This is a genomic window from Micromonospora sp. NBC_00389 (assembly GCF_036059255.1).
Taxonomy (GTDB): domain Bacteria; phylum Actinomycetota; class Actinomycetes; order Mycobacteriales; family Micromonosporaceae; genus Micromonospora.
On the sequence record NZ_CP107947.1, the window covers coordinates 1,946,335 to 1,968,848 of the forward strand.

Here is a 22,514-nt window from a genome sequence, read left to right on the forward strand (position 1 = left end):
ACCAGGTCCTCCAACCGATCCAGCAGCTGACCCAACGTAGCTCGATGCATCATCAACCGCTGACGCAAATCGGCAAGCCCGACGCCGCTGAGCCGCGGCCGCGCGTGCGCCGGAACGGCAGACTACCGTTCCCCGATCGGGTCGGTGGTGGGCCGATACCCGGCGCAGATCGCGTGCATGCGGGTGATGTGACCGGCGCCGTCAGTGTCGAAGTAGGCCCGCTGCTCGACGATGAATGGGCCGTCCGCGTTCCGGACCCGGAAACGGTAGTCGATGCGTTCGCGATCAACTACGTGCCCCGCCTCGACATGCTCAATCTTTTCGATAACGTCATCGGGCTCGAACCACTGGTACAGCACCTCGTGCACGATCCGCTGTGGGGAATCCGCCTCCCAGAAACGCCCGGGCGTCATGCCACGGAAGATCACGTCGGGGACAAAGAGTGCGAGAAGGCCGTTTGTGTCTTTGGCCGCCAGAGCAGCCACATACCTTGATCCAAGATCGGTCATCCGTCACCCCTTCGGGAAGCGAGACCATCGACCGGGTGACCCGGCACCGCTGGCTGTCGGCCCTAGCCTTTGCTGCTTTCAGTGCCGCTGAGAATAACGCCGGTGGTTGGTGCTTTGCATCGGCCAGGACTGGACCGTCCGGGCTGGCCCCCTCGACGATCGTCCTGTGCCCTGCGATGCTTGGTGGCGGATAGGAGCTGACATGCGGGTGACGGCCTGGAGCAACGGTTCGGCGAGTTCATCAGTTGCGGGGTACGGCCTTCGCGTAACCCCCGCGGACCGGGATATGCACTTCGATCGTGGTTGGGAGCATGTGGAGGTTGACCTGGGCATCCACGGTCCCGCCGCCATTCCGCTCTCTGAATCCTTTTGGGCTAGATGTACCGAACTTCGGAGCGCGAGTGTCGGCCGTTGGCTCCTCGCCCACCGCCTGGCACCTTGGCCCAACGGCTCCCCACCGAAACTCGAGTTGCTACATCTCGGTGGAAACGCGTTCCAACTGTCACCGCTTAGGTAGGTGTGGCGAACGGCATCCTCATCTGCCGCGATCCGCGCGTTACGCAAGGTGACCTCGGACGCTGCCGATCGGTGTCCGGAACTGCCGAGAAGCGGATGTCGACTCAATCCCTCCTGGCGCGCTGGTTCCGGATGAGAGTCAGCAGGGCGGCATGCGTCTGCTCGTCGGCGGCCACGACAAGACCGCCGCCCGCACCCGTGTCAGCGTACGAACGAGAACTTCGCCTTACCGTCGACGGCCCGTACGGTTCCGGTGATCTCGAAGGCGACGGACTCCTGCCAGGAGTTGGTGTCACTCGGCGAGCGGACCAGGGTCACGGTGGCTACGCCCTGGGCGGAGGACTGCACCGAGACGATGCCGCCCGAAACCACCTTGAGGACCAGTTCCGGATACCGGATGATGGTCCATGCCTTGACCGTCGCCACGTAGCTGCTCGCCCGGAAGGGGCAGTCCGCCGGATCACGCTCGGTGCGGCGCGCGCAGTCGTCCACGTGGGCCCGCACCTGCTGCTCGATGTCCCGGCGCACATCGTCGCGGACCTCGGCCGAGGAATGCTCGAGAATCGCGCCACCGGCAAACGCGATCATCGGTTGTGCCTGGTACAGCGGGTGCTCGGGGAGGGTGACCCGGTAGGCACCCGGATAGGCGATCATGGACCGGGTGGTGGTCACCAACAGGCTGGTACCGGCGACGACCAGCCGGTCCGCCAGCGGGTGGGCCAGCGTGAGTTCGAGCAGCCCGTCCGTGATCCGCCATGAACGCAGCCCTCGTACGCCCCCCTGGTTGATCAGGGGCAGGGTCCTCGTGATGCGTGGGCCACCGAAGTCGTAGCTGACCTGCGTGGACGCGCTGCCCACGGTCCAGCTCGTGACCTTGATCTCGACGTTGCGCGGCGGGGTGTAACCGCTGTTGGCCAGCGTGCTGTTCGTCAACAGCGACAAGTCCGCCCGCGCGTCCACTCCGGCGACGGATCCCGACTGACCGACCGTGGAACCCTCGGCGAGCAACGTACGCGCCCGGTCGGCGTCCCGGTCGGCCAACGCGTCGAAGTAGGCGCGCACCGCGGCCTCCGGTCCGACAAATCGCGGCACCAGCAGCACCGACGCCGCGCAGAGACCCACCAGCCCGACGGCCGCCGCGATCACGATGGGCAGCCAGAGCCGGCCATGGCCGGCCTTCCGTGGCGGAGCCGGTGGCACCGGTGGCGGGAAGCCGGGGCCCACGCCAGGCGGGGAAGGGGCTTCCCCGAGTGCGCCGGAACCGAGAACACTCCGCCCACAGCCCGGGCACGACCCCGCGACCAGCAACGAGCCGCACGCGGTGCAGTACCGGTCCCGCCGTGGCTGATTCACCGAACTCCCTCTCTCGATCCGCGGTCTGTGCTGTGACGGCTCAGCGGGTGGGCACGAACACGACCTTGCCCTCGGCCACGCGCGCCGTGCCGGACACCGAGAACGCGGTGCTGTAGGCGAATTCCGGCGCGACCGGAGAATCGGTCCGGCCGGTCACCACGGCCGCCCCCGCTTGCCCGACGACGAATCCCTCGCCGCCGGCCGCCAACTGCACCCGTAAAATCGGGTACGCAGTGATCGTCCAGTTGACGTCCGTGACGGGACCGTTGCTGACGCCGTGGAACGGGCATCCCGGCGGCTCAAGGTCGGTGCTCCCGGCGCATTTGTCGAGGTACGCCCGCACCTGCGGCTCGATCTCCTGAAGAACGGTGGGCCGCAGCCGTACCACGAAGCGGCGGCTGTCGTCGGGGGCTCCCGCCTGCACGGTGACGGGATCCGCTTCCCGGACGGTGTTCGCGAGCGGCGCGATCTGGTACATGCCCGGGAACACCGCCTCGATCCTGGGCCGGGACGCCGGTACCAGGGTGCCCGCGACATTGTAGGTGTCCCACCCGGTGTCGTTCATCGGCATCGGCAGCGGCAGCAGCCCGTTCTGGATCGTCCAGCCGCCGCTCCACCCGTCGGTGCGGATCAAGGTGAGTTCGAGCTGACTGTTCCCTTGGCCGAGGCGGTAGTCGACCTTCACCTTGCTGGTGTCGGCGAGCGCGTAAAGGATCGTGACCTTCGGCTTGCTGGGTGGGGTGTATCCGGGGTCGTTCAGCGTGCGGTTGGTCAGCATCGGCGGGTCGGTCTGCTTGCGGGATCTCGGTTCGAGGAGTGCCAGCGCGTCGTCGGCGTCGCGCGCGGCGAGGGCCTCGAAGTAGGAGCGGGCCACCTCGTCGGGATCGTCCGGGAACATGCGCAATACCACCAGTGGCACCGCCGTCGCGAGGAGGAGTCCGACGACCGTGCCGGCCAGGATCAGCGGCCAGCGCCGCCGGCGGGGTATGGCGGCACCGGAGTGCGTCGCCGCCGGCCGGTGTCCAGACGGCCCGACGCGACACGGGAACCGGTGCCCCGGATCGCCGTGGACCGGCGTGCCACAGTCCGGACAGTATCGAGCGGGCGCTGTATCTGTCATCGGGTCACCTTGCTCGTCGGGTAGGGCGGGAACGTGGCCGGCCATGCGGAGACCGGACGGACGCGGATCACCGAGGCATGAACAAAATCTTGGACGTGGTGGCCGTCGCGTGGCCGAGCACGGAGAACGAACTGCTTTCGGTGAAGACCCCGGACCCGTCGCGCGCGGTCACCGTCGCGGTCCCGAACGTGCTGGTCACCTCTATCGAATAGGTGGAGCCGAGCGCGATCTCGATCGCGGGGTGTTGGGCGATCTTCCAGACGACGTCCCTGACCGGAGTCGGACTGTAGGCCGAGAAGGGACACCCTCGCGGCGCCAGCTCCCGGCTCGCCGTACACCTCTCCAGGTACGTCCGCACCTGCGCCTCGACCGACTGGCGGGCACTCTCCCGCATCCGTACGCGGAGGGCGCCCGCTTCCCTGTCGCCGGTCCGCACGGTGACCGGTGCGACGACCTCCCGGATCAGATGGTCGGGGAGCGTGACGAGATAGGAGCCGTGGAACACGTACTCGATGGAACCGGACGGCATTTGGGTGCCCGCGATGAGGAGAGCCTCGAATCCGTACTCACCGGTGGGGGGCGGCAACGAGGGCAGGCTGTTGATCCGCCACGGCCGCGCCTCGCCGGTGCCCCCTTCATGGATCAGCGTGAGCAGCGTCGCCCTCCGCTCCCCGTCGACCTCGTAGTCTCCCTCGACCGTCGCGACGTCTCCGCGGACCTCCAACTTCGTGATCTTCAGCCGCCCCGGCGGGTGGTAGCCGGGATCGCGCAGGGCCGCACCGCTGGTCAACGGCATGGGGGCGGTGTTCGCGACGTCCCGGGAAAGCAGGGATCGCGCCGTGTCGGCATCACGGTCCGCGAGCGCGTGGAAGTAGGCCGCGATGGTGTCCCGGGGTGACCAGGGCGCCGGCTCGTCCCGGCCCATCGTGACCGTCGCCACCGTGGCCAGGGCGAGGGCGATGACGGTGAGCGCCGCGATGCGCCAGCGACGCCATCGACGCGGCCCGCCCCGTCGGTGTTGGACGGGCCGGTGCGCCTCGTGATCCGCCGGTGCCGGTGCCGGTGCCGGCGCGGGTGCTGGTGCTGGTGCTGGCATCGGTGCTGGTGCTGGTGCTGGTGCTGGCATCGGTGCTGGTGCTGGTGCTGGTGCTGGTGCCGCGGGCGCTGGCCGGTGCTGGGCCATGCCGCACTGGCCGCAGTAGGCCGCTTGCTGCGGAACGACGCCGTGGCACCGCGGGCAGTGGCTGTCCGAACGCAGCATGACGCTCAGCCCTCGTCGTCGGTCGACAGGTAAGGACCGCGGCTGGCGACCGGGAAGCCGGACAGGCCGACCAGCGCCGGGAGCGCCGATGGGGCCGCGGCGTACGACGGCAGGGGTGGATCCTGCCCGTTCCCGGGGGCGCTGCGGTCCACCCAGCGAAGGGCCTCGGAATAGAGTGGGTCGGTGACCTCACGGCAGGGCACAACAGAGCCTTACGTCGGGACGGACGAACACGAAGTATGCACCAACCTCCCAGGCCCGTGCTGTCCTGCAAAGAGTTGCCGGGACGCAGATCGCCCTAACAGGGCGGCCGACGGGTGCGCTGACGTGCCGATGTAAGGTCGTTGGATCTTCGGTCGTAACTTGTCGTTGAATGGCGCCGCGTGCGCGCTCATGCCGCTGACGGCGCGCGGGGTTGGATAACCGTTGGTGGCCATGGCGCGGGGTCGGGCAGCATCGGGCGCATGATGCTTCTCGTTCCCTGCGACCCGCTGCGGCCTCGCCGTCCGGATGAGCATTTCGCGCCGGAGGCGCAAGCAGCTCGAGAAGCCGGCCTGGCCGTCGCTGTGGTTGACCACGACGCGCTGGCCCGAGGCGATGACGCAGAGCGGGCGGTGGCGTCCGTGCCCAGAGGCGGCACGGCCATCTATCGAGGCTGGATGCTGCGCAGTGAACGGTACGCCCGCTTCACGCATGTGCTCGCCAAGCGCGGCGTGACGGTCCGTACGACCGGCGAGCAGTATCGGCGGGCGCACGAGTTGCCCGGCTGGTATCCCGCGCTGGCGGCGGTCACGCCACGCTCAGCATGGACCACGGCCGCAGACCGGGCGGACTTCGACCAGGCCCGGCTCGCTCTCGGTGCGGGGCCCGGCCGTCGTGCGTGACTACGTGAAGTCGATGAAGCACTACTGGGACGAGGCTGCCTTCGTTGCGGACGTCGGAGATGGGGAGGCCGCGTGGAAGGTCGCCAGCCGGTTACGGCAGCTGCGGGAGGACGACTTCGTCGGCGGGTTCGTGCTGCGCGAATTTGAGCCGTTCACCTCCGCGGAGGTGCGGACCTGGTGGGTGGATGGCCGGTGCGTCCTGATCGGGCCGCATCCGGACACACGGTCTGACCCGGGTCGCGGCGTCTACGGCCCGCGCCGGCCCGGTGCGCGGCTGAACGGCTCGACCCCTACCCGTCGATCGCCATGATGACGCAGACGCAGACGCAGACGCAGACGCAGACGCAGCCGATAGCCGGCGGCCGGCAGCCTGCTGGCCGGAACGTGGGCTGGGGGCCCGTGTCCCGGCCAGCGGCCGAAGGGGTGGGTGGCCGAGTGGGCCGGGTCGTCAGCGGGACTGGAGCGCGTCGAGGGCGACGGCCATCGCGATGACCAGGCGCCGGTCGATCTGCGGGTTGTGCACCTCGACGACGTATTTGTCGCGCAGGCCCCACTTCTTGATCACGGAGAAGACCGGCTGGCCGCCAGCGGTGAAGTCGAAGTGGTACGGCAGCCAGGACAGCGAGTCGACGAAGCGGCGCAGCAGCGCCACCGGCATGCTGCGTTCCTGACCGGTCACCTGCGGCAGGCCAGCCTGCTCGACGTGCCACGTGGAGCGGAGCAGCGACTGGGCGAAGTCCTTGCGGAACAGGCCGATCGGGTTGCCGGCCGCGTCGGTGACGTCGTACGTGGCGCCGAGGTCGATGCGCTGGCGGGCCTTGAAGCCGAGCAGGGGCTGCTGCTTGGAGTCATCGGTGTAGATCGTCACCTGCTCCTTGAAGGCGAGCCGCTTCTGCTGCGCGAATGCCAGCAGCTCACCTTCGGTGCCGTCCGGCGAGACCGCCCGGACCTCGTACTGGTTGACCATCATCCGCAGTCGCTGGCGGATGTGGAACTGCCGCAGGGTCTGCAAATTGTCGAGCTGCATGTGGTCTCCTCAGGGGGTTGGTGGGCCGGAGTCTCGCACAGCCCGGCAACTGCCGCCGGCCCGCATCCCCCGGCGCTCCCACCAGCGGTGGATCCACCCCGTCCATCGGTTCCGGTGACGGTCAGCGGCCGTCGACGGTGGCGCGTAGCGCCCAGCCGTTGAGGATCTGGTGGATACCGCGCAGCCGTTCGTTGATCTGCTCCAGCCGTTCCGCCTGGGCGAGGGCGGCCAGCGCGGACCCGAGCGCGATCTGCTGGTCGGTGGTGAGTTTCTCCTGGTCGATGGTGTAGAGCAGGTCGACGGTCTCGGCGATGGTGTCGGCCACGGCTCCTCCTCGGGGCGCAGAGTATTCAGCAAGACAGGCATCAATGGAAGCGCTCCCAAGTCAATTCCCCGTGCCGCTCCGAATCATGCAGCGACGCTCAGGCGGGCAGGTTTGCCAGCACCACGTCGAGCACCCGGATCGCGTCGGGCTTGGAGAGCGGGTTGTTGCCGTTGCCGCACTTCGGCGACTGCACGCAGGAGGGGCAGCCGGTCTCGCAGCCGCACTCCGCGATCGCGTCCCGGGTGGCCCGCAGCCACGCCGACGCCGTCCCGTACGCCCGCTCGGCGAAGCCGGCGCCGCCCGGATGTCCGTCGTAGACGAAGACGGTCGGTGCCTCGGTGTCCGGGTGCACCGCGGTGGAGAGCCCGCCGATGTCCCACCGATCACAGGTGGCCATCAGTGGCAGCAGGCCGATCGCGGCGTGTTCGGCGGCGTGCAGCGCACCCGGTACGTCGGCCGGCTGGACCCCGGCAAGAGCCAGTGACTGCGGCGACAGGGTGAACCAGACCGCGACCGTGCGCAGCTCCCGGGTGGGCAGGTCGAGCGGCCGGGTGTCGATCACCTCGCCGGTGGCGATCCGGCGCCGCTGGTACGACACCACCTGACTGGTCACGTCGACCTCGCCGAGGAACATGCCGACCGGCCCGGCGTCCACGTAGGAGCGCAGCGAGACCACGGACAGATCGGTGACGTCCCGGGCGTGGGTGGACCAGTCCGGCTCCTCGACGTGCACCAGCGCGCAGCCGTCGGCGAGGTCGAGCTCGTCGACCACGTACGAGACGCCTTGGTGCAGGTAGACCGCGCCGGGGTGGAGCAGGAAGTGCGAGGAGCCGCCGTCCACCGTGCCGAGCAGCCGGCCGGTGGCCGACTCCACCACGGCTACCGGGGCGCCGCCCTCGCCGCGTAGGTCTACCTCGGGGCGCTCCCGGTGCCGCCAGTACCAGCCGGTGGGTCGCTGCCGCAGCGCCCCGGCCGCCACCAGCTCGTCGATCGCCTCCTTCGCCCCGTCGCCGAAGAGCGCCAGGTCAGCCGGGGTGAGCGGTGCCTCGACGGCGGCGCAGGCCAACTGCGGGGCCAGCACGTACGGGTTGGCCGGGTCGAGCACCGTCGCCTCGACCGGCGCCCCGAAGATGGCCTCCGGGTGGTGCACCAGGTAGGTGTCCAGCGGGTCGTCCCGGGCCACCAACACCGCCAGCGCCTCCTGCCCGGAGCGCCCGGCGCGGCCCGCCTGTTGCCAGAGCGACGCCCGGGTGCCCGGGTATCCGCAGATCAGCACCGCGTCCAGCCCGATCAGGTCGACGCCCAGCTCCAGCGCGTTGGTGGAGGCCAGGCCGAGCAGGTCACCCTCCAGGAGCGCCCGCTCCAGCTCGCGCCGCTCCTCGCGTAGGTAGCCGCCCCGGTAGGCGGCCACCCGGTCGCCGAGCCCGGGGACCGCATCGTCCAACGCCCGACGCGCGCTGGCCGCCACCACCTCGGCGCCCTTGCGGGACCGGACGAACGCGAGCGTGCGTACCCCCTCGGCGACCGTGTCGGCGAGCAGGTCCGCGGTCTCCCGCAGCGCCGACCGGCGGACCTGGACGAGGTCCGGCATGTCGTCGTGCCCGCCCGCCGCCTGGGCCGGCGCCAGGGACGAGGCCGCCGAGGAGTCGGGTGGGAGCAGCGGCGGTTCCCAGAGCGCGAAGGTCACCCCGCCGCGCGGTGAGGCGTCCTCGGTGACGGCGGTCACCGGCAGGCCGGTCAGCCGCCCGGCCGCGGTCGCCGGGTCGCCGGAGGTCGCCGAGGCGAGCACGAACACCGGGGTCGCCCCGAACCGGGCGCACTGGCGGCGCAGCCGGCGCAGCACGTGCGCCACGTGTGAGCCGAAGACGCCCCGGTAGGTGTGGCACTCGTCGATCACCACGTACGCCAGGCGGCGCAGGAAGCCGGACCACTGGGCGTGCCCGGGCAGGATGCCGTGGTGCAGCATGTCCGGGTTGGTCAGCACGAACCGGGAGTGCCGGCGGATCCACTCCCGCTCGGCGCGCGGAGTGTCCCCGTCGTAGCAGGCCGGGCGTACCCCCTCCAGCTCCAGCGCGGTGACGGCCCGCAGCTGGTCGGCGGCGAGCGCCTTGGTCGGCGCCAGGTAGAGCACGGTGGCGCGGGGGTCGGCGAGCAGCGTGGCCAGCGCCGGGAGCTGGTACGCCAGCGACTTGCCGGACGCGGTGCCGGTGGCGACCACCACGTGCCCACCGTCGTACGCCAGGTTGGCCGCCTCGGCCTGATGCCGCCAGGGCGCGACCACGCCACGGCCGGCGAACGCCGTGCGAAGCTCCGTCGGTGCCCACGTCGGCCACGGCGCGGGCACCCCGGCGCGGGCCGGCACCCGCTCGACGTGGGTGACCGGGTCGCCGGCGCCCCGGGCGCGCAGCCGGCGCAGCAGGTCGGTCGGCGATGGTCCGAGGCCGGGACCTGCGGATACGGTGGCGAGAGACGACGGCTTCAGGTCGTGGCGCGGCGACAGGTGCGCCGAGCTGAAGCTGTCGTGAGTCACGTCCTGCACTCTCGCACTGGTGTTCGGAGATGAAAAGTCGGACCGGGGGGTATAGGGAAGCCGCCGCCGGTGACCGCAGGGTGTCCCGGCGGTAGTGGTTAGATGCCCAGGAGAGTTTACGGCTCTGGCAAGGAGGACCGATGGAGCTGTCGCTGGCGACCCGCACCGTGGGCGAACACACGGTGCTCGAGGTCGGCGGTGAGGTGGACGTCTACACCGCGCCCCGGCTCCGCGAACGGCTTCTCGAACTGATCGACGGTGGCGCCCGGCACGTGGTGGTCGACCTCGGTCGGGTGGACTTCCTCGACTCCACCGGGCTGGGCGTGCTGGTGGGCGCGCTCAAGCGGCTCCGTACGGCCGGCGGCTCGTTCGCCCTGGTCTGCGACAAGGAGCCCCTGCTCAAGATCTTCCGGATCACCGCGTTGGACCAGGTGTTCCCGCTGCACCCCACGGTCGACGCTGCCGTTGGCGCGGAGCCGACCGGCGCCAGCGCGTGATGGCGACGGTCCGCCTCTCCTTCTCCCCGGCGCCGGTTCACGTGCGCACCGCCAGGCTGGTCGGTGTCGCCGTCGCCCGGCGTGCCGGGGTCCGGGAGGACCTGCTGGACGAGGTGCGCCTGGCCATCGGCGAGGCGTGCACCCGGGCGGTGGCCCTGCACCGCCAGTACGGTCTGGCCGACCCGGTGCTGGTGGAGATGTCCGACGCCGGGTCGTACTCGGTGCGGGTGGTCGACCGCGCGCCGATCGAGGCGGGCATCGGGCTGGCCGCGTTGCCGCCGGACGCGCTGGCCAACGAGTCGCTCACCGACGAGGCGCTGACCACCGGCGTCGGCTTCGCGCTGCTCGCCGGCTTCGTCGAGGACCTTCAGGTGCGTCCTGTCGACGAGGGCATCGGCACCGAGGTGCGGATGGTGTGGCCGCTCGGCCGCTGATCCGTCCCGCTCCACAGGCCGCTTCCCCACGGGGGAGGCGGCCTTGTTGTCATGGACCGGGCCCTATATCAGATTTCGTTTCATAACACAGCGACGAAGATCATCGAGACACGGTGCCACCTGGGTGTGACCTCCGACACTGCAGAGGGCTACAGTACCCGGGTTGTCAGCAAGTGATCCATCCCGCAGCCAGCGGGTATGGGTGTTCATCGCTGGTCCGCTGGGGTGGGTTGGCGCGCGCTTGCGAGTCCGCATTCAGGCGCTGGTCGGTGCGTCTCCACTCACCGGCGCGAGTGTTCGGTAACAGGAGGACACAGATGTCCGAGACCTTGGCCGCCGACGGCGGCGGGCTTTCCCTTACCGGTAGCAATGTCACGTACGTCGTCATCGCCGCGGTACTTGCGCTGGTAGCGCTCGCTTTCGCCGCCGCCCTGACAAAGGCGGTACTGGCAGCCGGCAAGGGCACCACCAACATGCAGGAGATCTCGGGGGCGGTCCAGGAGGGCGCCTCGGCCTACCTGCTCCGCCAATTCCGCACCCTGGCGATCTTCGTTGTCATCGCCGTGGTGCTGCTCTTCCTGCTACCGGTGCACGACACCGACGGCAGCGAGACCGCAGTGAAGTTCGGCCGCTCGCTCTTCTTCGTGGTGGGTGCCCTGTTCAGCGCGTCCATCGGCGGCGCGGGCATGTGGCTGGCCACCCGCGCGAACCTGCGTGTGGCCGCCGCCGCCCGGGAGCGCGAAGGCGGCCGTGAGGCGGCCATGAAGATCGCCTTCCGCACCGGCGGTGTGGTCGGCTTCCTCACCGTCGGCCTCGGCCTCTTCGGCGCCGCGCTGGTCGTCCTGGTCTACCGGGGCGACGCGCCGACCGTGCTGGAGGGCTTCGGCTTCGGCGCCGCCCTGCTGGCCATGTTCATGCGGGTCGGCGGCGGCATCTTCACCAAGGCCGCCGACGTCGGCGCCGACCTGGTCGGCAAGGTCGAGAAGGGCATCCCCGAGGACGACCCGCGCAACGCCGCCACCATCGCCGACAACGTGGGCGACAACGTCGGTGACTGCGCCGGCATGGCCGCCGACCTGTTCGAGTCGTACGCGGTCACGCTGGTCGCCGCTCTGATCCTGGGTCGCGCCGCGTTCGGCGAGGACGGCCTGGTCTTCCCGCTGATCATCTCCACCATCGGCGTGCTGGTCGCGATCTTCGGAGTCTTCATCACCCGGCTGCGCGCGTCCGACCGCAACGCCCTGACCGCGATCAACCGGGCCTTCTACATCTCGGCGGTGCTCTCCGCGGTGCTGGTGGCGATCGCCGCCTACGCCTACCTGCCGGCGACCTTCGCCGAGTTGGAGGGTGGGCTCACCGACGTCGACCGAAACCCGCGGCTCGTGGCCATCGGCGCGGTGGTGATCGGCATCGTGCTGGCCGCCGCGATCCAGGCACTGACCGGCTACTTCACCGAGACCAACCGGCGCCCGGTGCAGGACATCGGCAAGAGCTCGCAGACCGGTGCGGCCACCGTCATCCTGGCCGGCATCAGCATCGGCCTGGAGTCGGCCGTCTACTCGGCGCTGCTGATCGGCGCCGGTGTCTTCGGCGCGTTCCTGCTCGGTGGCAGCTCCATTACGCTGTCGCTGTTCGCGGTGGCGCTGGCCGGTACCGGCCTGCTCACCACGGTCGGCGTGATCGTCGCCATGGACACCTTCGGGCCGATCTCCGACAACGCCCAGGGCATCGCCGAAATGTCCGGTGACATCGACGAGCACGGCGCCCGGACGCTCACCGAGCTGGACGCGGTCGGCAACACCACCAAGGCGATCACCAAGGGCATCGCGATCGCCACCGCGGTGCTCGCCGCGACCGCGCTGTTCGGCTCGTACACCGACTCGCTCCGCACCGCGTACGCGGATGCCGGCGTGGGCGACGTCGGGACGGAGATCCTCAACTCGCTGAACGTGGCCAACCCGCGCAACCTGGTCGGCCTGATCATCGGTGCGGCGGTGGTCTTCCTCTTCTCCGGGCTGGCCATCAACGCGGTGTCCCGCTCGGCCGGTGCCGTCGTGATGGAGGTCCGCCGGCAGTTCCGTGAGCTGCCCGGCATCATGGACCGCACCCAGCGCCCGGAGTACGGCAAGGTCGTGGACATCTGCACCCGGGACGCGCAGCGCGAGCTGATGACCCCCGGCCTGCTCGCCATCCTGGCGCCGATCGCGGTCGGCTTCGGCCTCGGGCCCGGCGCGCTCGCGGCGTACCTGGCCGGGGCGATCGGTGCCGGCACGCTGATGGCGGTCTTCCTGGCCAACTCCGGTGGTGCCTGGGACAACGCCAAGAAGCTGGTGGAGGACGGCGCGTACGGGGGCAAGGGCTCCGAGGCGCACGCCGCGACGGTCATCGGCGACACGGTCGGTGACCCGTTCAAGGACACCGCCGGCCCGGCCATCAACCCGCTGCTCAAGGTGATGAACCTGGTCTCGCTGCTGATCGCGCCGGCTGTGGTGGCGTTCAGCATCGGCGACGACCGGAACACCCCCGTGCGGGTGAGCATCGCCGTGGTGGCCACGCTGATCATCGTGGCGTCGGTGGTGTTCAGCAAGCGCAAGGGCATCGCGATGGACGACTCCGACACCGGTGCGGGCAGCACGGACCACCGGCCGGAGACGGTCAACGCCTGACCATCCGCGGCATCGGGTCCTCCTCCGGGCCGTCCTGACCGGTGCCACACCTGGCCAAAGGCCGTACGCTGCAACGCATGCGTACGTGCCGGGCGTCAGCCGCCGGAAAGTTCACGGTGGTCCTGGCCACGTTCGTCGTCCTGCTCTCCGGCTGTGGCGGCGGCCCCAGCCCACGGGCCTGGGCGGCCACGGTCTGCGGCGCGCTCACCCCGTGGCGCTCCGAGATCAGCAAGTTGACCAGCAGCACGGACGAGCAGATGACCGCGCAGACCACGCCGGCGCAGGCCAAGGAGAACCTGGTGCGGCTCTTCGGTGGGGCGGAACAGGCCAGCGAGACCGCGCGCCGCAAGGTAGAGCAGGCCGGCGTCCCGGAGACGGACAACGGTGCGGCCATCTCCGCCGGTTTCCGCAGCTCACTGGAGAAGATGCGGGACGCCTACGGCCGGGCCCGCGACACCATCGACGGATTGGGCACCGGTGAGCCCACGGTCTTCTACGACGGTGTGCGGGCCGCGGTGGAGACGCTCAACAAGGAGTACGACGCCAGCGCCCTGGACACCAGCCAGCTCAACTCCGAGGAGCTGAAACAAGCCTTCGACGAGGTGCCGGAGTGTCGCTGAGCGGGGTCGGCGACACCGGAGCGGCCCAGCCGCTGCCGGCGCTGTTCCCGGCACCCGAGCCCCACGCGCAGGCACCCGAGCCCGACGCGCCGGCACCCGGGTCGGCACGACGGCGCACCCGGCCGCTCCGCTCCGGGGCGAGCGTGCCGTCGTCCTCGCCACCGCAGAGCGACGACGCGGGCCGGCAACTGGTCTTCTTCGGTGCGGAGGCGGCCGAACCGACGGTCGCCGACCTGGCCGGGCTGCTCGCCGGGCCGGGCGAGGTGGTGCGGATGGGCGGCACCGCCCGCCTCTCGGTACAGGTGGACGCCGCCTGGCGGGTGCACGTGCTCGTCGCCGAGTTGGCGCTGCGCGGGCTGGCGGCGAGCTGGGAGCCGACCGGGGACGAGCGACACGCCGTCCGTACCTCGTACACCCGGGTCTTGAAGCCGCTCGCGGTCGCCTGGCTGCACGGCCCGGCGAAACGCCCGCCGGCCGCCTTTCACCTCACCGGCCGGCGGCTGCGGCTCTGGCTCGCCGCGGCCGGGACGCCGGAGCCCTCCGGCGGCTTCCTGCTCCGGCTCGGCGAGGGCGACCAGGAGTGCTGGCAACCCATCGGTGCGGCCCTCGCCGCCGCCGGCCTGGCCGGCACACTGCTCGGCCGAGGCGAGGGCGGCCCGGGGTACCGGATCACCGGCCGGCGCCGGTTGGGTCGGCTCGCTGAGCTGGTCGGAGGGCCGCCGCGCGCGGCACCGGCCGACGCCTGGCCGACCCGACCCTGAACGAGGGGCGAACCGGTCATTCCGCCCAGTGTGCAGCGGAGGTCGGCGCCGCGGCCGGCTGTCCGGTCCCGGACAGCCGGCGGGCCGATCCCGGCGGAAAACGGGCGGGTCGGACCTCGGCCGAGGGTCTGCCATCGTCACAGTGACCCGCTTGGAGCCCTACCCACGGTGTACGGTGGCGCCGTCCGACAGTGCCGAGCGCGGCGGGGCGGGAGTTGACCGCCGCACAGAGCGGTTTGCCGCCCCCGAAACCCGAAACACGGGCGGCGCGTTACGTTGGACATCCGGAGCGCCGGTGCGACGGCGGGGTCGAGAGCGGTCGCTGTCCGAGCGCCGGCAGGCCACGAGCAGGAGTGAGGTCGGGGAGAGACGTGCCGAGCAACGCTGGAACCACCCGTCTGGTCATCGTCGAGTCACCGGCGAAGGCCAAGACGATCTCGGGCTACCTAGGCCCGGGGTACGTCGTGGAGGCCAGCTTCGGCCACGTCCGGGACCTCCCGCGCAACGCCGCCGACGTGCCGGCCAAGTACAAGGGCGAGGCATGGGCCCGGCTCGGGGTGGACGTCGACAACGGCTTCCAGGCCCTCTACGTCGTCTCCGCCGACCGTAAGCAGCAGATCAGCAAGCTGGTGAAGCTGGCCAAGGAAGTCGACGAGATCTTCCTGGCGACGGATGAGGACCGCGAGGGCGAGGCGATCGCCTGGCACCTGGTGGAGACGCTCAAGCCCAAGGTGCCGGTCAAGCGGATGGTGTTCCACGAGATCACCAAGCCGGCGATCCAGGCGGCGGTGGCCAACCCTCGGGAGATCGACCGCGATCTGGTCGACGCCCAGGAGGCCCGGCGGATCCTCGACCGGCTCTACGGCTACGAGGTCTCCCCGGTGCTGTGGAAGAAGGTCATGCCGAAGCTCTCGGCCGGCCGCGTCCAGTCCGTGGCGACCCGGATCGTGGTCGAGCGGGAACGCCAGCGGATGGCCTTCCGCACCGCCGAATACTGGGACATCCTGGCCAGCCTCGCCGTGGCGAACGCCGGCGAGGGGCCGCGCGCCTTCAACGCAACCCTGATCGCGCTGAACGGCGACCGGATCGCCACCGGCAAGGACTTCGAGCCGACCACCGGCAAGGTGAAGCCCGGAGCCGGCGTCGTGCACCTGGACGAGAGTGGCGCCCGTGGGCTGGCGGCCCGGCTCGAGGGACGGCCATTCACCGTCACCCGGGTCGAGGAGAAGCCCTACCGTCGCCGCCCGTACGCGCCGTTCATCACCTCGACCCTCCAGCAGGAGGCGGCCCGCAAGCTGCGCCTGTCGTCGCAGCAGACGATGCGCACCGCGCAGCGGCTGTACGAGAACGGCTACATCACCTATATGCGTACCGACTCGGTGAACCTGTCGGAGACCGCCATCTCGGCGGCCCGCCGCCAGATCGTCGAGCTGTACGGCGAGCGCAGCGTGCCGCCGGAGCCGCGCCGCTACACCGGCAAGGTGAAGAACGCGCAGGAGGCGCACGAGGCGATCCGCCCGGCGGGGGACAACTTCCGTACCCCCGGCGAGGTCGCCAAGGAGTTGTCCGCCGAGGAGTTCAAGCTCTACGAGCTGATCTGGCGCCGGACCATCGCCTCGCAGATGACCGACGCGGTCGGCTCCAGCGTCTCGGTGCGCATCCGCGCGGTCTCCGCCGCCCAGGAGGAAGCCGACTTCGGCGCAACCGGCAAGACCATCACCGACCCGGGCTTCCTGCGGGCGTACGTCGAGTCCAGCGACGACGAGAACGCCGAGGCCGAGGACGCCGAGCGCCGGCTGCCCACCCTGGTCAAGGACCAGCCGCTGACCGCCGACGAGCTGGCCGCCCAGGGTCACCACACCCAGCCGCCGTCGCGCTACACCGAAGCGTCGCTGGTCAAGGCCCTGGAAGAGCTGGGCATCGGCCGCCCGTCCACCTACGCGTCGATCATGCAGACGATCCAGGACCGGGGGTACGTCACCAAGCGCGGCCAGGCGATGATCCCCACGTTCCTGGCCTTCGCGGTGATCGGGCTGATGGAGCGGCACTACCCCCGGCTGATCGACTACGACTTCACCGCCAGCATGGAGAACGAGCTGGATGAGATCGCCGGCGGCGACCACGCCGCGGTCGACTTCCTCACCGCGTTCTACTTCGGCAGCGCCAACGGCGCCGGCGACCAGGACATCGCCCGCTCCGGCGGGCTCAAGAAGCTGGTCACCGAGAACCTCAGCGACATCGACGCGCGCAGCGTCAACTCCATCCCGCTCTTCACCGACGACGACGGCCGCGAGGTCGTCGTCCGGGTCGGCCGGTACGGGCCGTACCTCCAGCGGGAGCTGCCCGGCGGCGAGCAGCCGACGCCGGCCACCGCGGGCGAGGGCGAGGAGGGCGGCGCCCAGGGCGACCGGGCGCCGATCCCCGAGGGCCTGGCCCCGGACGAGCTGACCCCGGAGAAGGTGCACGAGCTGTTCCTCGGCGGCAGCGGCGAGCGCAAGCTCGGCGACGACCCGGCCACCGGCGAGCCCATCGTGCTCAAGTCCGGCCGGTTCGGCCCGTACGTGTCCAGCGGCGAGCGGAAGTCCTCGCTGCTGCGCTCGCAGACGCCGGACTCACTGACCCTCGAGGAGGCGCTCAGGCTGCTCAGCCTGCCCCGGCTGGTCGGCGTCGCGCCGGACGGCGTCGAGGTGTTCGCCAACAACGGTCGGTACGGCCCGTACGTCAAGCGGGGTGAGGAGTTCCGGTCGCTGGAGTCCGAGGACCAGATGTTCACGGTCGGCCTGGACGAGGCTCTGGCCCTGCTGGCCGCACCGAAGGCCCGTGGGCGGCGGGCCGCGGCACCGCCGCTGCGGGAGATGGGCGTCGACCCGGCGACCGAGAAGCCGCTGGTCATCAAGGACGGCCGATTCGGCCCGTACGTCACCGACGGGGAGTTCAACGCGTCGCTGCGCCGCGGACAGACCCCGGAGGCGCTGAGCCTCGAGGAAGCCTCGGAGATGCTGGCCGAGAAGCGGGCCAAGGGTCCGGCGCCGCGCAAGAAGGCGGCGGCGAAGAAGGCTCCGGCCAAGAAGGCGACGGCGGCCAAGAAGACCGCGGCGGCCAAGAAGTCCACTGCGGCCAAGAAGACCACCACCGCCAAGGCGACCGCCGCCAAGAAGGCGACCCCACGCAAGGCGCCGGCGGAGTAACTCCCGTCGAGGCGGGGCGCATGGCCAGCGTTGCTCGGCCGTGCGCCCGCCGGGCAGGTCAGCCGGCCGGCGGTGGCTTCCGCCGTTCGTCGTAGTTCTTCTCCCACCGCTCCGCGGCGTCGCTCATCACGTCCTGGACGAAGAGGAAGAAGTCGCGTAGCTCGCCCAGGCGCGCACTGGCCGACGATTCGTCCGCACCGACCGCCACCACACCCTCGTGGACGACGTCGGCGAACCTCGTGTAGATCCCGCCGCGGATCATCGAGGTGTACGTGCGGGACTCGGCCGCCTTGTAGAGGTCCCGGCGGGACCCGGGGGCCGGCTCGCGCACCGCCATGCCGACGTGGATCAGGTAGCGCACCGCCCCGGACACGGCGGCGGGGCTGACCCCGAGCCGCTCGCTGATCTGCGCCGCGGTCAACCCGGGCTCCTCGGCGACCAGGAGCGCAGCCAGCACCCGCGAGGGCATCCTGGGTACGCCCATGTCGCTGAAGGTGAGAGCGAAGTGCTCGACGAAGCGTCGTACCGCTTCCTCGTCGCGGTGGCCTGCGGGTTGCATCAACTTATCTCTCATTACTTTCTGAATTTCTTCCAATGAGCGTCCGGGACGCCGACGGCGCGGCCGCCCGGAACCGGTCCAGTTGGCCGACGGCGCGGCCGGCTCGAAGCCGGCCGCGCCATGAACATCGATCGTCCATCGGGTTACGAGACGAGGTTACGTCGGCGGAAGAGGATCAGCCCCGCCCCGCCCAGTGCCAGCGCGACGGCGGACATGACCACGATCGGCGCTGCCGTGGCGTCGGCCGGCACCGCCGGGATGTGGCTGAACGGCGAGAGCTCCCGCACCGCCTCGGGCACGCCGAAGAGTGACCCGTACGGACCCAGGACGAAGCTGAGGGCGAAGCCGAACCAGGTCAGCCCGACCGCGATCCGCGGCATGAGGCCGAAGAGTGCCACGGCCAGCCCGGCCAGGGTCAGCACCGCCGGCAGTTGCAGGGACGCGGTGCCGGCCAGATGCCCCGTCTGGCCGGCGAGATCGTCGACGCTCGCGCCGTACACCAGGCCGATCGAGACCGCAGCGAGCCCGAGCATGCCCACGGCGCCGGCCGTGGCGACCACGACGTGGCTGCCCAGCCAGGTCAGCCGGCCGGTCGCGGTGGCGAGCACCGCCTCGGCCCGCCCGCTGGCCTCCTCGGCTCTCACCCGCAGCAGCGCCTGGACCAGGAAGCCGGCGACCAGCATGCCGATGGTCGCCATCATCGCGGCGAAGAAGGTGTCCATCACCTCGTGCCCGCCCCCACCGGCGAGGTCGTCGAGCCTCCCCGTCACGTTCTCGTTGGTGGCCAGTTGATCCTTGACCGCGTTGGCTATCGAGCCGACGAGCAGCCCGAACGCCGCGATTGTCACCGCCCAGCCGAGCACCGTGCCACGTTGCAGCCGCCAGGCCAGGCCGAGCGGGCTGAGCAGCGCGGAGGACGCCCGCGCCGGGCCGGGGCGGTCCGGGAACAGGCCCATGCCCACGTCGCGCCGTGCCGTCAGGGCGAAGGCCACCGCTGTCATGATCCCGAGGAACACGAGCGGGAGCGCGAGGACCCACCACCGGTCGCCGGCGAAGGGCCGCATCTGCATGGTCCAACCGATCGGGGAAAGCCAGGAGGGCCAGGCGCTGCTCATGGTGTACCCGTCCGGCTGCACCTCGCCGAACGCGTCCGCGAGGCCACGGATCAGATAGCCGGTGCCGACCGCCGCGGCGGCGATTCCGTTGGCGGCGCGCGCACCCTGGGTCAGCTGTGCGACGACGGCCGCGATCGCGGCGAAGGAGATGCCGGCGGCACCGACTCCGGCGCCGGCGGCGAAGGATCCGGCGACAGGTTCGCCGCCGCCGGCGAGGGTGAGCCCGATCAGCGCCGCGAGCGCGATGTTCGCCCCGAGCACGACGACCAGGGCGGCGGTCAGGCTGGCGTGTCGGCCGACGGCCGTCGCGCCGATCATCTCGGCGCGTCCGGTCTCCTCGTTCTGCCGGCTGTGCCGAATGACGGCGAGGGTGCTCATGAAGCCCGCCATCAACGCCAGGAACGCCAGGATTCCGAAGACGGTCATCTGGCCGTCGCTGGTGCCGGTGGGTGCGGCGCGGAACATCAGCAGCCCGGGCGTGTCGACGGCCACCCGCAGGACGGCGACCCGGTCGGCCTCGGTCGGGTACTGCGTGTCGATTGCCGAGCTGGCGAAGGCGCCGAGCGCGACGGTGCTCAGGATCCAGACCGGCAACTGCACGCGGTCGCGCCGCAGCGCGAGGCGGGCCAGCCGGGCCGTTCCGGTGTAGGCACCGCTCATCGCGCACCCGCCAGCTCGTCGCCGTAGTGCCGCAGGAAGAGCTCCTCCAGCGACGGCGGGGCACTCGAAAGGGCACGAACCTCGAACTGGGTCAGATACTCCAGCACGCGGTTCAGCTCGGCGGCGTCGACGGCGAACGTCGCGTGGGTGGCCGTCACGTCGGCGTCGTGTACGCCGGGCAGCTTCGCCAGCCCGTCGATGGGCAGCGCGGTCTCCACCGTGACCGTGGTGCGGGTCAGGTGCCGTAGCTGGGTGAGGGTCCCACTCTCCACTGTCCGGCCCTGCCGGATGATGCTCACCCGGTCACAGAGCGCCTCCACCTCGGAGAAGATGTGGCTGGAGAGCAGGACGGTCCGGCCCTGTCGCTTCACCTCGCGTACGCACTCCTGGAAGGCCGCCTCCATCAGCGGGTCCAGCCCCGAGGTGGGCTCGTCGAGGATGTAGAGCTCGACGTCGGAGGCGAAGGCGGCGACGATGGCGACCTTCTGCCGGTTTCCCTTCGAGTACGTGCGGGCCCGCTTCGAGGGGTCGAGCTGGAACCGCTGGAGCAGCTCGTCCCTGCGCTGCTTGTCCAGGCCGCCCCGCAGCGAGCCGAAGAGGTCGATCGCCTCCCCGCCGGTCAGGTTCGGCCACAGGTTCACGTCGCCCGGCACGTACGCCAGCCGTTGGTGCAGATCCACCGCGCTCCGCCACGGGTCGCCACCGAGCAGGTTGACCGTCCCGGAGTCCGCCCGCAGCAACCCGAGCAGGACGCGGATGGTGGTGGACTTCCCGGAGCCGTTCGGGCCCAGGAAGCCGTGCACCTCGCCGGTGTCGACGTGCAGGTCCAGTCCGTCGAGGGCGCGTTCCCGACCGAAGGTCTTCACCAGGCCGGAGACTGAGATAGCACTAGTCATGCCCGGAACGCTACGCCGGTTTCACAGAATCGTGAATTCTCTGAACCGTATGAATCTCGTTAAAATCCGAGGGTGGACGTCGAGCCCGAGGGCGGGCGACCACGGGAGCCGTGCCGAGCCCGGCGGTCAGCCGCCGAGGATGTGGGTCAGGTGCGGGCTGGCGAAGACGCGGTCGGGGTCCAGGCGGTCGCGGAGGGTCTGGAAGTCGGCGAAGCGCGGGTAGGCGGTGGCCAGCGAGGCGGCGTCGCGGTAGTGCAGCTTGCCCCAGTGCGGCCGGCCACCCAGCCCGGCGGCCACCTCTTCGAAGGCGCGGAAGTACGGCTCGTACGGCATCCCGACGTACTGGTGCACGGCGATGTACGCGGAGTCCCGGCCGTAGCCGTGCGACAGCCAGATGTCGTCGGCGGCGGTGAACCGCACCTCCACCGGGAAGAGCACCTTGAACGGCAGCCCGTCGACGATCCGCTGGAGCGCGGCCAGCGCCTCGGGTAGCGCCTCGCGGGGCAGGCCGTACTCCATCTCCACGAAGCGGACCCGGCGCGGGGTGCAGAACACCCGGTCGGAGCGGCCGGTGTAGCGGCGTTCGGTGAGCGCGCGGGCGGAGACCGCGCTGATTCCCGGGGCCAGCGCCGGCACGGCCCGACCGAGCCGGCACGCGCCAGCGAAGACGGTGTTGGACAGGAAGTCGTCGTCGAGCCAGCCGCGCCACCGGGGCAGCGGCCGGTCGTTGGCGGGTACCCGGTCGTTGGTCTTGACCTGGACTCGCGTGGTGTAGGGGAACCAGTAGAACTCGACGTGGTCGTGGCGGCCGATCAGGTCGGGCAGGTCGCCGAGCACGTCGGCCAGCGCGGCTGGGCGCTCGTGGGCGTGCAGCACGAAGGCATCGACGCAGCGCAGGGTCACCTCGACCAGCACCCCGAGCGCGCCGAGCGACACCCGGGCGACGGCGAAGACGTCCGGGTGCTCGTCGGCGGAGCAGCGCAGCACCTCTCCGGTGCCGGTGACCAGGGTGATCGCCTCGACGAAGGTGGACAGGCAGCCGTAGCGGGCGCCGGTGCCATGGGTGCCCGTGGAGATCGCCCCGGCCACCGTCTGAGCGTCGATGTCACCAAGGTTGGGCAGGGCGAGGCAGTGTCGGGCGAGCAGGCCGTTGAGCGCCCGCAGGGTCATCCCCGCCGGTACGGTGACGAGCCGCTGTTCGACGTCGACGCTGACGGTGGTGTCCAGTTGTGACAGTTCCATCCGCCGGTCGTCGGCGAGCGCGACGGCGGTGAAGGAGTGGCCGCTGCCGGTCACCCGGATTCGGCCGCCGTCGGCGGCGGCGGTGCGGACGGCCTCGACGATGTCGGTCGGCGTGCCGGGGCGCAGGATGGCGGTGGCGCTGCCACGCTGGTTGCCGGCCCAGTTGGACCAGCGGGTGGTGAGCGGTGCGGTGCCGACCATGCGCGCTCCTCAGAGATGAATATGAACTGACTTCATATCAGGAACGTTGTACCTGGTAAATACCGCAATCAGGGCCCGCTCGTTGTACCGGTAGTCACGGAGTCGTGACGTGCAGATATGTTCATTCGTCGAAGGGGGGTGGCGCCGAGT

General features: G+C 70.7%; 21 protein-coding genes. 9 read left to right on the forward strand and 12 right to left on the reverse strand.

The annotated features are described in order from the left end of the window. Nucleotides 1-122: 122 nt before the first annotated feature. From OG470_RS09275 to OG470_RS09290, 4 genes are all read right to left on the reverse strand, one after another. Nucleotides 123-509: a hypothetical protein gene (locus OG470_RS09275; protein WP_328422705.1), complete on the reverse strand. Its 387-nt coding sequence runs from the start codon at nucleotides 507-509 to the stop codon at nucleotides 123-125. A 717-nt stretch (nucleotides 510-1,226) separates the two neighbouring features. Continuing rightward, on the reverse strand, nucleotides 1,227-2,171 hold the full coding sequence (locus OG470_RS09280) for a hypothetical protein (protein ID WP_328422707.1): 945 nt from the start codon (nucleotides 2,169-2,171) through the stop codon (nucleotides 1,227-1,229). A 247-nt stretch (nucleotides 2,172-2,418) separates the two neighbouring features. Next, nucleotides 2,419-3,156 carry a hypothetical protein gene (locus OG470_RS09285; RefSeq protein WP_328422709.1) on the reverse strand — a complete coding sequence of 246 codons (738 nt, stop codon included), beginning with the start codon at nucleotides 3,154-3,156 and terminating at the stop codon, nucleotides 2,419-2,421. A gap of 409 nt (nucleotides 3,157-3,565) precedes the next feature. Next, nucleotides 3,566-4,438, reverse strand: coding sequence for a nuclear transport factor 2 family protein (locus OG470_RS09290; protein ID WP_328422711.1), 873 nt, complete (start codon nucleotides 4,436-4,438; stop codon nucleotides 3,566-3,568). A gap of 110 nt (nucleotides 4,439-4,548) precedes the next feature. Between OG470_RS09290 and OG470_RS09295 the strand changes: the two genes are divergently transcribed. After that, nucleotides 4,549-4,761: a hypothetical protein gene (locus tag OG470_RS09295; RefSeq protein WP_328422713.1), complete on the forward strand. Its 213-nt coding sequence runs from the start codon at nucleotides 4,549-4,551 to the stop codon at nucleotides 4,759-4,761. 3 nt (nucleotides 4,762-4,764) lie between these two features. On the opposite strand, the gene OG470_RS09300 is transcribed toward OG470_RS09295, so the two are convergent. Beyond that, entirely contained in the window at nucleotides 4,765-4,911 is a 147-nt protein-coding gene (locus OG470_RS09300) for a hypothetical protein (RefSeq protein ID WP_328422715.1), read from the reverse strand. 507 nt (nucleotides 4,912-5,418) lie between these two features. On the opposite strand from OG470_RS09300, the gene OG470_RS09305 reads away from it, so the two are divergent. Continuing rightward, nucleotides 5,419-5,643 (forward strand): hypothetical protein, encoded by a 225-nt coding sequence (locus OG470_RS09305; protein ID WP_328422717.1) that lies wholly within the window; start codon nucleotides 5,419-5,421, stop codon nucleotides 5,641-5,643. Beyond that, nucleotides 5,636-5,953, forward strand: coding sequence for an ATP-grasp domain-containing protein (locus tag OG470_RS09310; protein WP_328422719.1), 318 nt, complete (start codon nucleotides 5,636-5,638; stop codon nucleotides 5,951-5,953). Before OG470_RS09305 ends, OG470_RS09310 begins: the two co-directional genes overlap by 8 nt. Nucleotides 5,954-6,091: 138 nt before the next feature. Here OG470_RS09310 and OG470_RS09315 read toward each other — a convergent pair whose 3' ends face one another. From OG470_RS09315 to OG470_RS09325, 3 genes are all read right to left on the reverse strand, one after another. Continuing rightward, nucleotides 6,092-6,670, reverse strand: a complete 579-nt coding sequence (locus OG470_RS09315) for a hypothetical protein (protein ID WP_328422721.1) — start codon at nucleotides 6,668-6,670, stop codon at nucleotides 6,092-6,094. Between the two features lie 121 nt (nucleotides 6,671-6,791). Beyond that, complete coding sequence (locus tag OG470_RS09320; protein ID WP_328422723.1) at nucleotides 6,792-6,995, reverse strand: hypothetical protein; 204 nt, start codon at nucleotides 6,993-6,995, stop codon at nucleotides 6,792-6,794. A gap of 97 nt (nucleotides 6,996-7,092) precedes the next feature. Beyond that, entirely contained in the window at nucleotides 7,093-9,534 is a 2,442-nt protein-coding gene (locus tag OG470_RS09325; protein ID WP_442931072.1) for a DEAD/DEAH box helicase, read from the reverse strand. Between the two features lie 131 nt (nucleotides 9,535-9,665). Here OG470_RS09325 and OG470_RS09330 point away from each other — a divergent pair, with 131 nt between their 5' ends. From OG470_RS09330 to topA, 6 genes are all read left to right on the forward strand, one after another. Continuing rightward, nucleotides 9,666-10,022: an STAS domain-containing protein gene (locus OG470_RS09330; protein WP_074316127.1), complete on the forward strand. Its 357-nt coding sequence runs from the start codon at nucleotides 9,666-9,668 to the stop codon at nucleotides 10,020-10,022. Further along, nucleotides 10,019-10,456, forward strand: a complete 438-nt coding sequence (locus tag OG470_RS09335; protein ID WP_328422729.1) for an ATP-binding protein — start codon at nucleotides 10,019-10,021, stop codon at nucleotides 10,454-10,456. The genes OG470_RS09330 and OG470_RS09335 overlap by 4 nt, the downstream gene beginning before the upstream one ends. 317 nt (nucleotides 10,457-10,773) lie before the next feature. Further along, nucleotides 10,774-13,122, forward strand: a complete 2,349-nt coding sequence (locus OG470_RS09340; protein WP_328422731.1) for a sodium-translocating pyrophosphatase — start codon at nucleotides 10,774-10,776, stop codon at nucleotides 13,120-13,122. Nucleotides 13,123-13,199: 77 nt separating this feature from the next. Beyond that, nucleotides 13,200-13,742 carry a hypothetical protein gene (locus OG470_RS09345; RefSeq protein ID WP_328422733.1) on the forward strand — a complete coding sequence of 181 codons (543 nt, stop codon included), beginning with the start codon at nucleotides 13,200-13,202 and terminating at the stop codon, nucleotides 13,740-13,742. Then, the gene (locus OG470_RS09350) at nucleotides 13,733-14,503 is read left to right on the forward strand and encodes a hypothetical protein (protein WP_406077610.1); all 771 of its coding nucleotides are present in this window, start codon (nucleotides 13,733-13,735) and stop codon (nucleotides 14,501-14,503) included. The genes OG470_RS09345 and OG470_RS09350 overlap by 10 nt, the downstream gene beginning before the upstream one ends. A 371-nt stretch (nucleotides 14,504-14,874) precedes the next feature. Next, the gene (topA, locus tag OG470_RS09355; RefSeq protein WP_328422735.1) at nucleotides 14,875-17,691 is read left to right on the forward strand and encodes a type I DNA topoisomerase; all 2,817 of its coding nucleotides are present in this window, start codon (nucleotides 14,875-14,877) and stop codon (nucleotides 17,689-17,691) included. A gap of 58 nt (nucleotides 17,692-17,749) precedes the next feature. Here topA and OG470_RS09360 read toward each other — a convergent pair whose 3' ends face one another. The 4 genes from OG470_RS09360 to OG470_RS09375 form a co-directional block, all read right to left on the reverse strand. Further along, entirely contained in the window at nucleotides 17,750-18,250 is a 501-nt protein-coding gene (locus OG470_RS09360; protein ID WP_328422737.1) for a GbsR/MarR family transcriptional regulator, read from the reverse strand. Between the two features lie 143 nt (nucleotides 18,251-18,393). Continuing rightward, nucleotides 18,394-20,025, reverse strand: coding sequence for an ABC transporter permease (locus OG470_RS09365; protein ID WP_328422739.1), 1,632 nt, complete (start codon nucleotides 20,023-20,025; stop codon nucleotides 18,394-18,396). Continuing rightward, nucleotides 20,022-20,921, reverse strand: a complete 900-nt coding sequence (locus tag OG470_RS09370; protein ID WP_328422741.1) for an ABC transporter ATP-binding protein — start codon at nucleotides 20,919-20,921, stop codon at nucleotides 20,022-20,024. The genes OG470_RS09365 and OG470_RS09370 overlap by 4 nt, the downstream gene beginning before the upstream one ends. A gap of 126 nt (nucleotides 20,922-21,047) precedes the next feature. Next, the gene (locus OG470_RS09375; protein WP_328422743.1) at nucleotides 21,048-22,364 is read right to left on the reverse strand and encodes a D-arabinono-1,4-lactone oxidase; all 1,317 of its coding nucleotides are present in this window, start codon (nucleotides 22,362-22,364) and stop codon (nucleotides 21,048-21,050) included. Between the last annotated feature and the right edge of the window lie 150 nt (nucleotides 22,365-22,514).

What these genes read in the sequence shown, in the direction of transcription:
- OG470_RS09275 (WP_328422705.1), bottom strand. Translation starts at nt 509, where the DNA reads ATGACCGATCTTGGATCAAGGTATGTGGCTGCTCTGGCGGCCAAAGAC.
- OG470_RS09285 (WP_328422709.1), bottom strand. Translation starts at nt 3,156, where the DNA reads ATGCTGACCAACCGCACGCTGAACGACCCCGGATACACCCCACCCAGC.
- OG470_RS09305 (WP_328422717.1), top strand. Translation starts at nt 5,419, where the DNA reads ATGCTGCGCAGTGAACGGTACGCCCGCTTCACGCATGTGCTCGCCAAG.
- OG470_RS09315 (WP_328422721.1), bottom strand. Translation starts at nt 6,670, where the DNA reads ATGCAGCTCGACAATTTGCAGACCCTGCGGCAGTTCCACATCCGCCAG.
- OG470_RS09330 (WP_074316127.1), top strand. Translation starts at nt 9,666, where the DNA reads ATGGAGCTGTCGCTGGCGACCCGCACCGTGGGCGAACACACGGTGCTC.
- OG470_RS09340 (WP_328422731.1), top strand. Translation starts at nt 10,774, where the DNA reads ATGTCCGAGACCTTGGCCGCCGACGGCGGCGGGCTTTCCCTTACCGGT.
- OG470_RS09345 (WP_328422733.1), top strand. Translation starts at nt 13,200, where the DNA reads ATGCGTACGTGCCGGGCGTCAGCCGCCGGAAAGTTCACGGTGGTCCTG.
- OG470_RS09360 (WP_328422737.1), bottom strand. Translation starts at nt 18,250, where the DNA reads ATGCAACCCGCAGGCCACCGCGACGAGGAAGCGGTACGACGCTTCGTC.
- OG470_RS09365 (WP_328422739.1), bottom strand. Translation starts at nt 20,025, where the DNA reads ATGAGCGGTGCCTACACCGGAACGGCCCGGCTGGCCCGCCTCGCGCTG.
- OG470_RS09370 (WP_328422741.1), bottom strand. Translation starts at nt 20,921, where the DNA reads ATGACTAGTGCTATCTCAGTCTCCGGCCTGGTGAAGACCTTCGGTCGG.
- OG470_RS09375 (WP_328422743.1), bottom strand. Translation starts at nt 22,364, where the DNA reads ATGGTCGGCACCGCACCGCTCACCACCCGCTGGTCCAACTGGGCCGGC.